This is a genomic window from Amycolatopsis sp. NPDC058986 (assembly GCF_042741125.1).
GTDB lineage: Bacteria > Actinomycetota > Actinomycetes > Mycobacteriales > Pseudonocardiaceae > Amycolatopsis.
The window spans coordinates 224,305-237,605 of sequence record NZ_JBHYJW010000003.1 but is presented as its reverse complement, the minus strand read 5'-3'; the positions used below and the strand labels follow the sequence as shown (position 1 = coordinate 237,605).

The following is a 13,301-nucleotide window of genomic DNA, read 5'->3' as shown; positions in this document are numbered from 1 at the left end:
GGTGTTCCGCGTGGCCGCTGGGACTACTTCCTTCGCCGGTCACCCGGCTCACCTCCTTCCGCGCTCGACGCGCAACCCGATCGCGGCCCCGGTGGGCGCGACCGGTAACAGTAGACCGGACCACGACCTCTCAGTCAAACACTTGCGCAAGTGTTGGGTGCTAGGTCACCCTGGGAGCGTCACTCGAAAGGATGTCCTTTGCCAGTCCGATCCCTGCCCGACCCGCCGGGCGCGCTGCCGCCCGGGGTACTCCAGGACGCCGCGGCCACGTTCGGCCTGCTCTCGGCGACCGTACGCCTGCAGCTGGTGTGGCTGCTGGCCTCGGGAGAGCGCGACGTCGGGACGCTGGCCGGGGAGGTCGGGCAGAGCGTGCCGACGGTCAGCCACCACCTCGCGAAACTCAAGCTCGCCGGCCTCGTGCGGTCGCGGCGGGAAGGCAAGCGGCAGGTCTACCTCGTCGACGATCCCCGCGTCGTCGAGTTGGTGAAGCTCGCCGTGGCGCACCACGGCGTGGAGGCGGACGGCGGGCTCGGAGCGCTGGGCTGAGCGTTTCCCGGATGTGGTACTGCTAACGCGTGAGTTCCTCGCGTTCTCCCCACGAGCAAGCCGTCGTGCTCCTGACCGGGATTCAGGCCTCGGGGAAGTCGACCGTGGCCCAGCTGCTCGCCGAACGGCTGACGCGGTCCGCGCACGTACGGGGTGATCTGTTCCGGCGCATGGTGGTCGGCGGGCGCGCCGAGATGACGCCCGAGCCGTCCGGGGAAGCGGTGCGGCAGCTGCGGCTTCGTCATCGGCTGACGGCCATGGCCTGCGACGAGTACTTCCGCGACGGGTTCACCGTCGTCGCCCAGGACGTGGTCCTCGGCGAGCACCTCGCGGAGACCGCGGCCCTGATCACCGCGCGGCCGTTGCTGGTCGTGGTGCTCGCCCCGGCCGTCGAGGCGGTCGCCGCGCGCGAGCGGGCCCGGTCGAAGGACGCCTACGACGAATGGTCGATTGTCGCGCTGGACAAGGCTTTGCGGGACGAGACGCCGCGGCTCGGGCTGTGGCTGGACACCTCGGACCAGACCCCGGAGGAGACCGTGGACGAGATTCTGGGTCGAGCGTGGACGGAGGCGAGGGTGTCGTGAGCGACGCCGGGGGAGTGCGGGTCGCGCTGCGGCAGACCACCGTCGCCGACGCCGAATACTGTTTTCGCCTGCACGAGGACACACTCGGCCCGTACGTTGACCGGATCTGGGGCTGGGACGAGGCCGAGCAGCGCGCCCGGTTCGCGTTCAGCGCGGCGAGGACGCAGATCATCACCGCGGACGGGATCGACGCCGGTTCGTTGATCGTCGAAACCCGGCCGGAGGAGATCTACCTCGGACGGATCGAGATCCATCCGGACTACCAGTCGCGGGGAATCGGCGGGCACGTCGTCCGGACGCTGGTGGCGCAGGCGACGGAGCGTGGCCTTCCGGTCGTCCTCGATGTGCTGGCGGTCAACGTCCGGGCGAAGGCGTTCTACGAGCGGCTCGGCTTCGTCGAGATCGGACGGCCTGCTGAGCACAAGATCCGCTTGCGCCACGGCTGACGTGCGCGGCGGAAGATCTCGCGTGATCAGCGGGAGATCTCGTGTGATGGGAAGGAGATCTCGCGTGATCAGGCGGGGTGCAGCTCCAGGAGCTGGAGGGTCACCGGGTCGTCGAGATCCAGGCGTTCGGTGCGCAGGACTTCGATGGCGAGGCCGAGTTCCGAACACAGGCGCCGCAACGACTTCCAGCTGCCGATGTCGCTGAAGCCGAGCAGGAGACGTCCACCCGCGGCGAGCCTGCCGGGCGCTTCGGCCAGGAAACGCCGGTGTGCCCGGAAACCCGGATCGTAGAACGCGTGGTGCAGTTCGGTCTCATTCACCGCGTCGGGCGCGGTCTCCACGAAATTGGAGTTCCAGAAGATCAGGTCGAACCGGTCGGATTCGTCCAGCGCGTCGAACAGGTCCCCGTGGCGGGCGGTGACGATCCCGGCGACACCGTGGAGTTCGGCGTTGCGGCGGGTGTTTTCCACGGCGGCGCGAGAGATGTCGACGGCGGTCACCGACGCGCAGCCCGAACGTGCCGCGAGGACGGCGGTGACTCCGGCGCCGCAACCGATTTCCAGGAAACGACCGCCCGCGGGGTAGGGGAGCCACGTCGTGAAAATCCGCGTGGCCGGCGTGACGGCGGGGGAGAAGACGCCGTCCAGCAGCACCCATTCCTTTTCCAACAGGGTGAAGGAACCCTGCCTGTCGGGGTCCTCGGTGTTGCGCCGGAAGAGTTCCTCGACGCGCCGGCGCGTCCGCTCCGTCTCGAAATCGTCCACAATGCACATTAGCGTTCGATCAGCGCGAGAACCCGAGCCGGGCTGCCCGAGCCGCCCACGATCGGCAGCGGCGCGGCCACCACGACCGCACCCGTCGCGGGCAGGCGGTCGAGATTGCGCAGCTGGGTCAGGCCGTACTTCCCGGCGCCGTGGAAGTACCAGTGACACGGGAACGGCGGCTCGAACAGCGCGGCGGCGCCCGCGTCGGTGCCGATGGTCTCGACGCCGATGCCGAGCACCGGCGTTTCCTCGGCAAGCCATTTCGCGCAGTCGACGTCGACGCCGGGCGAGCTGCCGTCGTTGTGGAACTCCTCGGGTGCGCGTTCCGCCCAGCCTGTCCGGTACAGCAGCCAGCCGTTCTCCGGCAGCGGTCCGTGTTCGTCCATCCAGTCTTCGACGTCTTCGCGCCGGAGCAGGAAATCGGGATCGGCCGCCACCTGCGAGGTGAAGTCGAGCACCACGGCGGGACCGGCGAGCCGACCGGGCGGGACACTGGCGACGTCGTCGAGATCCTTGCCGGACAGCCAGTGCGCCGGGGCGTCGAAATGCGTGCCGGTGTGTTCGGACAGCCGCAGGTTGTTCCAGTAGAACGCGGGGCCCGCCTCGTCGTAGCGGCTGATGACCTCGCGGCTGAACGACCACGGCTGCCCCCATTCGGGTGGCAGCTGGATGACCGGTGTCCGTTCGGACAGCGGGGTGGTGAGATCGACCACCTCGACCGTCCCGCTCGCCAGTCCCGCCACCAGTTCGCCGAGTATCGCCATCCGCCGCCCCTTCGCTCGCCCGCACCGAGCATGTCGGGAACTCCCCGCGTGGTCCAGGGCCGGAGGGGTGGCGTTCGGGGCGGGTGTCCCGGCCGGTGCGACCGCCGCGCCGCACCCCTGCGGGAATGATAGGAATGCGAGGTGAGTGAACCGAATCTGATCGAAGCCGCCGCGGACGAGGCCGTCACGCTGACCAGCGAGCTCCTCCGCATCGACACCACCAACACCGGCGACCCGGAGACCCTGGTCGGCGAGCGCGCCGCCGCCGAGTACGTCGCGGAGAAGCTCACCGACGCCGGATACGAGATCACCTACGTCGAGTCCGGCGGCAAGAACCGGCACAACGTCTTCGTCCGGCTGCCCGGCGCGGACCCGAGCCGCGGCGCGCTGCTCATCCACGGGCACCTCGACGTCGTGCCCGCCGATCCGTCGGAATGGTCGGTCCACCCGTTCTCCGGCGCGGTGCAGGACGACTACGTCTGGGGCCGCGGCGCGGTCGACATGAAGGACATGGTCGGCATGTCCCTCGCGCTCGCCCGGCACTACAAGATCAACAACATCGTGCCGCCGCGTGACCTCGTGTTCGCGTTCCTCGCCGACGAGGAGGCGGGCGGCACCTACGGCGCGCAGTGGCTGGTGGACAACCGGCCGGAGCTGTTCGAGGGCGTCACGGAGGCGATCAGCGAGGTCGGCGGGTTCTCCATCACGCTCAAGGACAACGTCCGCACCTACCTGATCGAGACCGCGGAAAAGGGCATCCGCTGGATGAAGCTGCGGGTGCGTGGCACGGCGGGGCACGGCTCGATGATCCACCGCGACAACGCCGTCACGAAGTTGTCGGAGGCGGTCGCGCGGCTGGGCAACCACCGGTTCCCGTTGGTGCTCACCGATTCCGTGAAGGAGTTCCTGGCGGGCGTCACCGAGATCACCGGCTGGGACTTCCCCGAGGACGACCTCGAGGGCTCGGTGGCGAAGCTGGGCAACATCTCCCGCATGATCGGCGCGACCCTGCGGGACACGGCGAACCCGACCATGCTCACCGCGGGCTACAAGTCGAACGTCATCCCGTCGGTCGCCGAGGCAGCGGTGGACTGCCGGATCCTGCCCGGCAGGCTGGACGCGTTCAATCGTGAGCTCGACGAGATCCTCGGCCCGGACATCGAGAAGGAGTGGCTGGAGCTGCCGCCGGTCGAGACGACGTTCGACGGCGCGCTGGTCGACGCGATGACCGCCGCGGTGCTGGCCGAGGACCCCGGCGCGCGCACGCTGCCGTACATGCTTTCCGGCGGTACGGACGCGAAGTCGTTCCAGAAGCTGGGGATCCGGAACTTCGGGTTCGCGCCGCTGCAGCTGCCCGCCGATCTGGACTTCTCGGCGCTGTTCCACGGTGTCGACGAGCGGGTGCCGGTGGACGCGCTGAAGTTCGGCACGCGCGTGCTCGACCGGTTCCTCCGTTCTTCCTGAGGGACACGGGAAACCGCCGCGATGGCCGATTTCGTGCTGGCCGACGGGACGCCGCTGAGCCTCGTGCGCAGGGGCGATCCCGTCGCGCCGGTCACCGTCGTGCTGGCGCACGGGTACGCGCTGGACCAGCGGTGCTGGGGCCGGATCGCGCCGGTGCTCCCGGACGCCGTCGAGCAGCCGGTCGCGGTGCTGACCTACGACCACCGCGGCCACGGCGAATCGGGCCGCGCGACGCGCGCGACCGCCACGATGGCGCAGCTCGGCGACGATCTGGCCGAGATCGTCGAACGGGCCGTGCCCGAGGGCAGGGTGATCCTGGCCGGGCACGACATGGGCGGGCTGGCGATCATGTCGCTGACCCAGCGCCACCACGCCCTGTTCGCCGAACGCGTGGCGGGAGTGGTGCTGCTGGGCACCTCGTCGGGCGGGCTGGCGACGGAGGCGTCCGCCGCCTGGCCGAACGCGCTGGGCAGGCTCGCGCGTGATCTGGAAATGGTGCTGGGTTCGAAGATCTTCGGGCTGGTCCGGGACCACACCAGCCGCGCGGTCAGTGCCGGGCTGCGCTGGTGGCTGTTCGGCGACGACCCCGACCCGGAACAGGTCGAGCTGACCGTGAAGATGATCCGCGGCAACTGGCCGCACACCGTGTCGCTGTTCCGGCCGGCGCTCGACGCGTACGCGCGGGAAGCGGCGCTCGCGCTCGTCGGCGACCTCCCGGTGATCGCGATGGTGGGCGAGCGGGACCGGATCGTGTCCGCTTCCGATGTCGAGGATCTGGTGCGGGGCTTGGAAAACGGCTCGGCGATCGTGCTTCCCGGCGCGGGGCACGTCCTCCCGCTGGAGGCGTCGGCGCAGGTGCTGCCCCGGATCGCCGCGCTGGTGCACGAGACCTACCGACAACTCTAGCCTTCTTGACAACTTCTCTGTTCGGCTCGACGATGGTGCCATGTTTCCCGTGGCGGTGATCGAAGACGCGGCGGCGGCCGAGGTGTCGCTGGACCCGGTGCGTGCGCGGCTGCTGGCCGAACTGGCCCAGCCCGCGTCGGCGACGATGCTGGCGGCGCGGGTCGACCTGCCCCGCCAGAAGGTCAACTACCACCTGCGCGCGCTTGAAAAGCACGGGCTCGTCGAGCTGGTGGAGGAGCGGCGCAAGGGCAACGTCACCGAGCGGATGATGCGCGCGACGGCGTCCTCGTACGTCATTTCGCCGACCGCGCTGGCCGCCGTCCAGCCGGACCCGGCGCAGTCCCCGGACCGGCTTTCCGCGCGCTGGCTACTGGCCGTGGCCGGACGCCTGGTACGCGACGTCGGGATCCTGATCACCGGGGCGGCGAAGGCCCGCAAACGTGTCGCGACTTTCGCGCTGGACGGCGAAGTCCGCTTCGCTTCGGCGGCCGACCGCGCGGCGTTCGCCGAGGAGCTCACCACCGCCGTCACCGCACTGGTGAGCAAATACCACGACGAAAAGGCCGAGAAGGGCCGGAGTCACCGCGTCGTCGTCGCGGTGCATCCCAGCGTCCCCGATGCTCCCGAGACCACGGGTGAGGAATCCTGATGGGCCACGAATTCGAGCTGACCGAACAGGCCGAGGTCGACGCGACCCCCGAGCAGGTGTGGGACGCGATCGCGACCGGGCCGGGGATCGACTCGTGGTTCATGGGCCGCAACGAGGTCGACGCGGGGGAGGGCGGCACGGTCCGGACGGCGTTCGCGGCGTACCGGCCCGAGCACCGCATCACCGGCTGGGACCCGCTGGAAAGGCTGGTCTACGGCGGAGAACCCGCTCCGGACGGCCGGTTCGTCGCCTACGAGTTCCTGATCGAGGGGCGCGAGGGCGGCAGCTCGGTCGTCCGCTGTGTCACGAGCGGGTTCCTGCCGGGCGACGACTGGGAGGACGAGTTCGAGATGATGTCGGTGGGCGGGGCGTTCTTCTTCCGCACGCTGGCCGAATACCTCACGCACTTCGCCGGACGGCATGCCGTGCCGGTCACGGCTTTCGGGCCACCGGTGCCGGACTGGGAAGCCGCGTGGACGAGGCTGGGCGCGGCGCTCGGGCTCGCCACGCGGCCGTCGGCCGGGGACGCCGTGCGGTTCGAGATCGGCGGGAAACCGGTCGAGGGCGTCGTCTACGCGGTGGACACGCACAACGTCGGCGTCCGGACCTCCGACGCGCTTTACCGCTTCCTGGAAGGCTTTCGGGGCCCGATGGTCGCCTCGCACCACGTGTTCGCACCCGGTACGGACGCCTCAGCCGCCGAGACGCTCTGGCAGGACTGGCTGAAGGGGACTTTCCTCTCGTAACACGCGCTGAAGGGCGCTTTCGTCGCATCCGATGCGAGGAAAGTCCCCTTCAGCCCAGGTCACGTGATCAGGGGGAGTCCGGCCAGCGCGGGCTGGCGCTTGCGCCGGAGCCAGATGCGGCGGGAGCCGTCGGCGTAGAGCCGGACCGTGGACAGCTCCCACCCGGCGAACTCCGCGTGGATCGAGAGCTGGGTAGCCGCCGCGCGCCGGGAGACCCCGGGGGGCAGGCGCAGGCGGCGGTACTCCCAGTCCCCTTCGACCACCGCCTCGTCGACCGTCGTCATGGCTGGATCACCTGTATCCCTTCTCCGGCGGCCGAACCGACGAACACACGGCCGTCCTGGTCGTCGACACTGACCGAGTCGGGCTGGCGCACGGTCGGGAACCGGAACTTCTCCACCGGTTCGCCGCCGCGGACGTCGAACCCGACCACCTCGTTGCGGCCGGTGAGCGTGACCCATGCGAGGTGACGCTTGCCGTCGTAAGTGATGCCGTAGATCCCGCCGGGCACCGGATAGCGCTGCCGCAGCAGCAGCGGGTCCGCCGAGAACGCGAGCAGCGCCCCGGCCCGCGCGTCGGTGACCAGCACGCGGCCGTAGTCGTCGGCGACGGCGTTGGCGGCGCCGTCCCCGGCCCGCAGGCCGGCACCGAGCTTGCCCGCGCCGACGTCGACCGAGAGCAGCGCGGTCCGCAGGCGGTCCAGCACGACGACGCCGGTGCCGGTGGGCACGACGTCGTCGGCGCTGTAGAGGTCGCCGGTGATGGTCTTGGTGACCTTGCCGTCGACGAGCACGTCGATCGCCTTGCGATCACGCACCGCGACCAGCGTCTGCGGCCCGTCGGCGACGCCCGCGGCGGGCTGCCCGGTGATCGGCGTCGTGGTCAGCTGTCCGCTGGGCAGCGCGACACGGGCGAGCAGGCCCTTCGCCGGAATGCTCGCCAGGACCTGACCGGGCGAGGTGGTGAGCCGCTCGGCGGGCCCGGGCAGCGCGATCGTGGCCTTCTCGACCGGCGCAGCGCCGACGTCGAAGATCTTCAGCGAGGGCGGCTGCGCGAACGCGACGACCAGGCTGTGGCTGGACGCGTCGGCGGCCATGGCCGAGACCGCCGGCGCCGCCAGGACCTGACCCGCGGGTTTGGCGGTCACCGCCGGGGACGGCGCGGCCGTGGCGGCCACCGGGTTCGCGACGACCTGGAGGCTGTCGGCCTGCTGCTTGCCCGAGGAACATCCGGTCAGCACGAGGACACCGGCGAGCGGGATCGCGATCCGTGACACGGCGGCGCGCCGACTCACGTTGGTGCCTCCAGCTGTTCCTCGGCGGACGGTTCCGTCCAGCATGCTCCACCTTGCCCTGTGCGTCACGTGCGCGTCACCCAACGGTCATCCAAGCCACAACCTGATCGACACCCGGGGTCACCGCGGCCAGCGCTCCGGGTAACCGAATTCGAGCGTGCTGACGTCGTCGAGCGCCGACCGGATCGCGGGCGGCAGGGTGATCTCCTCGGCCGCGAGCGAGCCGGTGAGCTGCCCGGTGTCGCGGGCGCCGACGACCGGCGCGACCATGCCGGGCCGGTCGCGGACCCAGGCCAGCGCGACGGCCAGCGGAGACGTCCCGAGCCCGTCCGCCGCGGTGGCGACCGCCTGCACGATCCGCGCCGCGCGGTCGGTCCGGTGGTGCTCGACATACCCGGCGAAAACGCTGGACGCCCCGCGCGAGTCGGCGGGCGTGCCGGTGCGGTACTTGCCGGTCAGCACGCCACGGCCCAGCGGGGCCCAGGCGAGCAGCCCGATGCCGTGGTGCTCGGCGGCGGGCACGACCTCGCGCTCGACACCGCGTTCCAGCAGCGAGTACTCCACCTGGGTGGACACGATCGGCGCGATCGTGCCCGCCCGCGCCGCGGCGGTGGCCAGCTGCCAGCCCGCGTAGTTCGAGACCCCGACGTAGCGGGCCTTGCCGCTGGTGACGGCGTACTCGAGGGCCGCGAGGGTCTCCTCGATCGGGACCGTGGCGTCCCAGGCGTGGAGCTGCCACAGGTCGAGGTGGTCGGTGCCGAGGCGGCGCAGCGAACCGTCGAGCGCGGTCAGCAGCGCGCCACGGGACGCGCCGCCGCCGAACGGGCCTTCGGTGCGCCGGGCGACGGCCTTCGTGGCCACGACGACGTCCTCACGCGGGACGAGATCGCCCAGCAGCGAACCGAGTATCCGTTCGCCCTCGCCCTCGCTGTAGATGTCCGCGGTGTCCACCAGCGTGCCGCCCGCGTCGACGAAGGCCACCAGCTGGCTGGCCGCCTCCTCGGCGTCGGTGTCACCGCCCCAGGTCATCGTGCCGAGGGCCATCCGCGAGACACGCAGTCCCGAACGGCCGAGCTGTCGCTTTTCCACGACCCGCGAGCCTAGCCGCAGGGCCTCCCGTTACTTGACCAAGGTGAGCACGTGTCGCCCCACGTGCGCCCGTTAGGGTCTGCGCTCGTGCGAATCGGACGAAACCTGGCACCGGCGGAACAGGCGATCGAACTGGCGGGGGTGGGCTGATGGGGTGGTTCGAGGCGCTCGTACTCGGCCTCGTCCAGGGGCTGACCGAGTTCCTGCCGATCTCCTCCAGCGCGCACCTGCGCATCACCGCGGCGCTCGCGGGCTGGGACGACCCCGGCGCGGCGTTCACCGCGGTCACCCAGATCGGCACGGAGCTCGCGGTCATCCTGTACTTCGGGAAGAAGATCGGCCGGATCCTGATGGCCTGGTTCTTCTCGCTGTACAAGAAGGAATGGCGGCAGGACCCGGACGCGCGGCTGGGCTGGCTGATCATCGTGGGCTCGCTGCCGATCGTGGTGCTCGGCCTGCTGCTGCAGGACGCCATCGACCGCTCGTTCCGCGACCTGCGCATCACCGCGACGACACTGATCGTGTTCGGCCTCATCCTGCTGGTCGCCGACCGGGTGGCGAAACAGCGGCGGAACCTCGACCACCTCACCGTGCCGCACGGCCTCGGCTTCGGGTTCGCGCAGGCGCTGGCGCTGATCCCCGGCGTGTCGCGCTCCGGTGGGACGACCAGCGCCGGACTGTTGATGGGCTACACCCGCGCGGACGCCGCCGAGTACTCGTTCCTGCTCGCGGTGCCCGCGGTGTTCGGCTCGGGGCTGTACAAGCTGACCGACATCGGCAAGAACGGCGAGACGGCGCAGTGGGGGCCGACGATCCTCGCGACACTGGTCGCGTTCGGCGTGGGGTACCTCGTGATCGCCTGGCTGATGGCCTACATCAAGAAGCGCAGCTTCGTGCCCTTCGTGGTGTACCGCGTCGCGCTCGGCCTCATCCTGTTCCTGCTGATCTTCACCGGCGTCCTCGACCCGAACGCCGGTCCCGCCCACACCTGATCCGATGGTCCGTGAAGGCCTCCTTACCGGCGCTGGGGGCCGGTAAGGAGGCCTTCACGGCGTACGTCCCTGTGATCGGCACGTAGGGTAGGGCTCGTGGGTACGGTGATATTGGTGCGGCACGGCCGGTCGACGGCGAACGGCTCGGGCATCCTGGCCGGGCGGACGCCGAAGGTCGGGCTCGACGAGACCGGACGGTCGCAGGCGGACAAGCTGGTCGAGCGGCTCGACGGCGTGCCGCTGGCCGAGCTGGTGACCTCGCCGATGCTGCGCTGCAAGCAGACGCTGGCGCCGCTGGCCGCCGCGCGGGACCTGACCAGGAACGTCGAGCCCGGTCTGTCCGAAGTGGACTACGGCGAGTGGACCGGCCGCGAGCTGAAGACCCTGTACAAGGAACCGCTGTGGCGGGTCGTGCAGGCGCACGCCTCGGCAGCGGTGTTCCCGGGCGGGGAGGGGCTCGCCGCGATGCAGGCCCGCGCGGTCGCCGCGGTCCGGGCACACGACGCGCGGATCACCGCGGCGCACGGCGAGCACGCGGTCTGGCTGCTGTGCAGTCACGCCGACGTGATCAAGGCGATCCTCGCCGACGCGCTCGGCCAGCACCTCGACGCGTTCCAGCGGATCGTCGTGGACCCGGCGTCCGTTTCGGCGATCAGCTACACCGAGACACGCCCGTTCGTGCTCCGCGTCAACGAGCACGGCAGCGACCTCACGGGCATCGTGCCGCCCGCGCCGAAGGCCAAGAAGGGCAAGGCGAAGCGGGCGTCCGGGGCCAGTGACGCCGTCGTCGGGGGTTCCACCGGACGGTGACGGATCGCGTGATCCCCTACGGAAAGCCGTGCCGGTGGGTGCCGGAAACCCCGTAGGGTGGCGGCAACGCCGATTCGACCAGGAGCGCACCCGATGATTTCGCCGGACAATCCGTTCGCCACCGCGAGCGAACTGCCCTACGCCCTGCCGCCGTTCGACCGCATCACGGACGAGCACTACCGCCCCGCGTTCGAGGAGGGGCTGGCCGAGCACACCGCGGAGATCGCCGCGATCGCGGGCAATCCGGACGAACCGACCTTCGAGAACACGATCGTCGCCCTCGAACGCGCGGGGGAGTTGCTGAACCGCGTGTCGAGCGTGTTCTACAACCTGGCCGGGTCGAACGCCACCGACGAGATCCAGGCCATCCAGGCGGAGATGGCGCCGAAGCTCGCCGCGCACGCCGACGCGATCCACCTCGATCCGCGCCTGTTCGCGCGGATCAACGCGCTCCACGAGCACCGTGACGACCTCGGGCTCGACGCTGAGTCCGTCCGGTTGCTCGAACGACGGCACACCGACTTCACCCGCGCGGGCGCCGGGCTGCCGGAGGCCGAGCAGGCCCGGCTGCGCGAGCTGAACGAACAGCTGTCGACGCTGCAGACGCGGTTCCAGCAGCATTTGCTCAAGGACACCAACGAACTCGCGGTCGTCATCGACGACGTCGCCGAGCTGGCCGGGCTCGGCGAGGGCGCGATCGCGACGGCGGCCGAGGCCGCGACGGCGCGGGGTGAGGACGGCAAGTACGTCCTCACCCTGACCCTGCCGACGGCGCAGGCCGCGCTGGAATCACTGGAGAACCGCGCGGTGCGAGAGCGGATCTTCACCGCGTCGGTCTCGCGCGGCAACCGGGGCAACGAGTTCGACAACAACGCCGTCGTCGCGGAGGTGGTCCGGCTGCGCGCGGAAAAGGCCGCGCTGCTGGGGTATCCGAACCACGCGGCGTACATCATCGCCGACGAAACCGCGAAGACGGCCGAGGCTGCGGTGGGCCTGCTCGAACGGCTGGCGCCGGTGGCCGTGGCCAACGCCCGCACCGAAGCGGCCGAACTCCAGGAACTGCTGGAGGCCGACGAGCCGGGCGCGACGTTGCGGCCCTGGGATTGGGCGTTCTACGCCGCGAAGGTGCGGCGGAGCCGGTTCCAGGTCGACACCGAGGCGCTGCGCCCGTACTTCGAGCTGAACCGGGTGCTGATCGACGGCGTCTTCCACGCCGCGGGCAAGCTGTACGGCCTGAGCTTCACCGAGCGGGAAGACCTGCCGAAGTACCACCCGGAGGTCCGGATCTTCGAGGTCTTCGACGCCGACGGCAGCGCGCTCGGCCTGTTCCTGATGGACTACTACACGCGCGAGTCCAAACGCGGTGGCGCCTGGATGAACAACTTCGTCGACCAGTCGGGGCTGCTGGAACGCAAGACGGTCGTGGTGAACGTGCTCAACGTCGGCAAGCCGCCGGCGGGGGAGCCGACGCTGCTCACCTTCGACGAGGTCGTGACGGCGTTCCACGAGTTCGGCCACGCGCTGCATTCGCTGCTGTCGTCGGTGACCTACCCGACGTTCTCCGGGACGAACGTGCCGCGCGACTTCGTCGAATATCCCTCGCAGGTCAACGAGATGTGGATGCTGTGGCCCGAGGTGCTGGCGAACTACGCCAAGCACTACGAGACCGGTGAGGCCCTGCCCAGCGAGCAGGTGGAAAAGCTGCTCGCCTCGCAGCAGTACGGCGAGGGCTTCGCGACCACCGAGTACCTGGCCGCGTCGCTGCTCGACCAGGCGTGGCACGGGCTCGGCGTCGACGATCAGGTCGAGGACGTCCAGCGGTTCGAGACCGACGCGCTGGTGAAGGCGGGCGTGGCGCTGGAGAGCGTGCCGCCGCGGTATCGCACCACGTACTTCAACCACGTGTTCGGCGGCGGCTACAGCGCCGGGTACTACTCCTACATCTGGAGCGAGGTGCTGGACGCCGACACCGTCCAGTGGTTCACCGAGAACGGCGGCCTGAGCAGGGCGAACGGCGACCACTTCCGGCGTGAGCTGCTGGGCCGTGGCGGCAGCGTCGACCCGATGGCCGCCTTCCGCGCGTTCCGCGGCCGCGATCCGGAGATCGAGCCGCTGCTGAAGCGCCGTGGCCTGACCGGCGCCTGAGCACGTCCCGTTGTGGTTGCCCCCAAAGGAGCGTGCCGCACCAACGGGACCGCGCCCCAGAGATCCCGACCCACTTGCACATAAACAGAGCGCCCACAAGCG

At 70.3% G+C, this 13,301-nt stretch carries 15 protein-coding genes; 10 read left to right on the top strand and 5 right to left on the bottom strand.

Features of this window, described 5'->3' with window-relative positions:
• The first annotated feature begins 198 nt into the window (after nt 1-198).
• Genes ACFW0G_RS04760 through ACFW0G_RS04750 form a run of 3 tightly spaced genes read left to right on the top strand, consistent with a single transcriptional unit; the run spans nt 199 to nt 1,576 of the window.
• Entirely contained in the window at nt 199-546 is a 348-nt protein-coding gene (locus tag ACFW0G_RS04760; protein WP_378323390.1) for an ArsR/SmtB family transcription factor, read from the top strand.
• A 29-nt stretch (nt 547-575) separates the two neighbouring features.
• Nucleotides 576-1,130 (top strand): AAA family ATPase, encoded by a 555-nt coding sequence (locus ACFW0G_RS04755; protein WP_378323388.1) that lies wholly within the window; start codon nt 576-578, stop codon nt 1,128-1,130.
• Nucleotides 1,127-1,576 (top strand): GNAT family N-acetyltransferase, encoded by a 450-nt coding sequence (locus ACFW0G_RS04750; RefSeq protein WP_378323387.1) that lies wholly within the window; start codon nt 1,127-1,129, stop codon nt 1,574-1,576. The genes ACFW0G_RS04755 and ACFW0G_RS04750 overlap by 4 nt, the downstream gene beginning before the upstream one ends.
• A 68-nt stretch (nt 1,577-1,644) precedes the next feature.
• Here the strand turns inward: ACFW0G_RS04750 and ACFW0G_RS04745 are convergent, their stop codons facing one another.
• Nucleotides 1,645-2,340: a methyltransferase gene (locus ACFW0G_RS04745; protein WP_378323386.1), complete on the bottom strand. Its 696-nt coding sequence runs from the start codon at nt 2,338-2,340 to the stop codon at nt 1,645-1,647.
• Nucleotides 2,341-2,348: 8 nt separating this feature from the next.
• A complete protein-coding gene (locus tag ACFW0G_RS04740; RefSeq protein ID WP_378323385.1) occupies nt 2,349-3,104 on the bottom strand; it encodes a cyclase family protein in 756 nt (251 codons plus the stop codon).
• A 141-nt stretch (nt 3,105-3,245) separates the two neighbouring features.
• On the opposite strand from ACFW0G_RS04740, the gene ACFW0G_RS04735 reads away from it, so the two are divergent.
• Genes ACFW0G_RS04735 through ACFW0G_RS04720 form a run of 4 tightly spaced genes read left to right on the top strand, consistent with a single transcriptional unit; the run spans nt 3,246 to nt 6,869 of the window.
• On the top strand, nt 3,246-4,568 hold the full coding sequence (locus ACFW0G_RS04735) for a M20/M25/M40 family metallo-hydrolase (protein WP_378323384.1): 1,323 nt from the start codon (nt 3,246-3,248) through the stop codon (nt 4,566-4,568).
• Between the two features lie 21 nt (nt 4,569-4,589).
• On the top strand, nt 4,590-5,474 hold the full coding sequence (locus ACFW0G_RS04730; protein WP_378323383.1) for an alpha/beta fold hydrolase: 885 nt from the start codon (nt 4,590-4,592) through the stop codon (nt 5,472-5,474).
• 40 nt (nt 5,475-5,514) lie between these two features.
• Complete coding sequence (locus tag ACFW0G_RS04725; RefSeq protein WP_378323382.1) at nt 5,515-6,123, top strand: ArsR/SmtB family transcription factor; 609 nt, start codon at nt 5,515-5,517, stop codon at nt 6,121-6,123.
• Nucleotides 6,123-6,869, top strand: coding sequence for an SRPBCC domain-containing protein (locus ACFW0G_RS04720; protein ID WP_378323380.1), 747 nt, complete (start codon nt 6,123-6,125; stop codon nt 6,867-6,869). Before ACFW0G_RS04725 ends, ACFW0G_RS04720 begins: the two co-directional genes overlap by 1 nt.
• Before the next feature lie 59 nt (nt 6,870-6,928).
• On the opposite strand, the gene ACFW0G_RS04715 is transcribed toward ACFW0G_RS04720, so the two are convergent.
• From ACFW0G_RS04715 to ACFW0G_RS04705, 3 genes are all read right to left on the bottom strand, one after another.
• Nucleotides 6,929-7,153 carry a DUF5703 family protein gene (locus ACFW0G_RS04715; RefSeq protein WP_378323378.1) on the bottom strand — a complete coding sequence of 75 codons (225 nt, stop codon included), beginning with the start codon at nt 7,151-7,153 and terminating at the stop codon, nt 6,929-6,931.
• Entirely contained in the window at nt 7,150-8,163 is a 1,014-nt protein-coding gene (locus ACFW0G_RS04710; RefSeq protein ID WP_378323377.1) for a YncE family protein, read from the bottom strand. Before ACFW0G_RS04710 ends, ACFW0G_RS04715 begins: the two co-directional genes overlap by 4 nt.
• A gap of 120 nt (nt 8,164-8,283) precedes the next feature.
• Nucleotides 8,284-9,252 (bottom strand): aldo/keto reductase, encoded by a 969-nt coding sequence (locus ACFW0G_RS04705; RefSeq protein WP_378323376.1) that lies wholly within the window; start codon nt 9,250-9,252, stop codon nt 8,284-8,286.
• A gap of 149 nt (nt 9,253-9,401) precedes the next feature.
• Between ACFW0G_RS04705 and ACFW0G_RS04700 the strand changes: the two genes are divergently transcribed.
• The 3 genes from ACFW0G_RS04700 (at nt 9,402) to ACFW0G_RS04690 (ending at nt 13,199) form a co-directional block, all read left to right on the top strand.
• The gene (locus ACFW0G_RS04700) at nt 9,402-10,244 is read left to right on the top strand and encodes an undecaprenyl-diphosphate phosphatase (protein ID WP_378323374.1); all 843 of its coding nucleotides are present in this window, start codon (nt 9,402-9,404) and stop codon (nt 10,242-10,244) included.
• Nucleotides 10,245-10,340: 96 nt separating this feature from the next.
• On the top strand, nt 10,341-11,054 hold the full coding sequence (locus tag ACFW0G_RS04695; protein WP_378323372.1) for a histidine phosphatase family protein: 714 nt from the start codon (nt 10,341-10,343) through the stop codon (nt 11,052-11,054).
• Nucleotides 11,055-11,147: 93 nt separating this feature from the next.
• Nucleotides 11,148-13,199, top strand: coding sequence for a M3 family metallopeptidase (locus ACFW0G_RS04690; protein ID WP_378323371.1), 2,052 nt, complete (start codon nt 11,148-11,150; stop codon nt 13,197-13,199).
• The last annotated feature ends 102 nt before the right edge of the window (nt 13,200-13,301 follow it).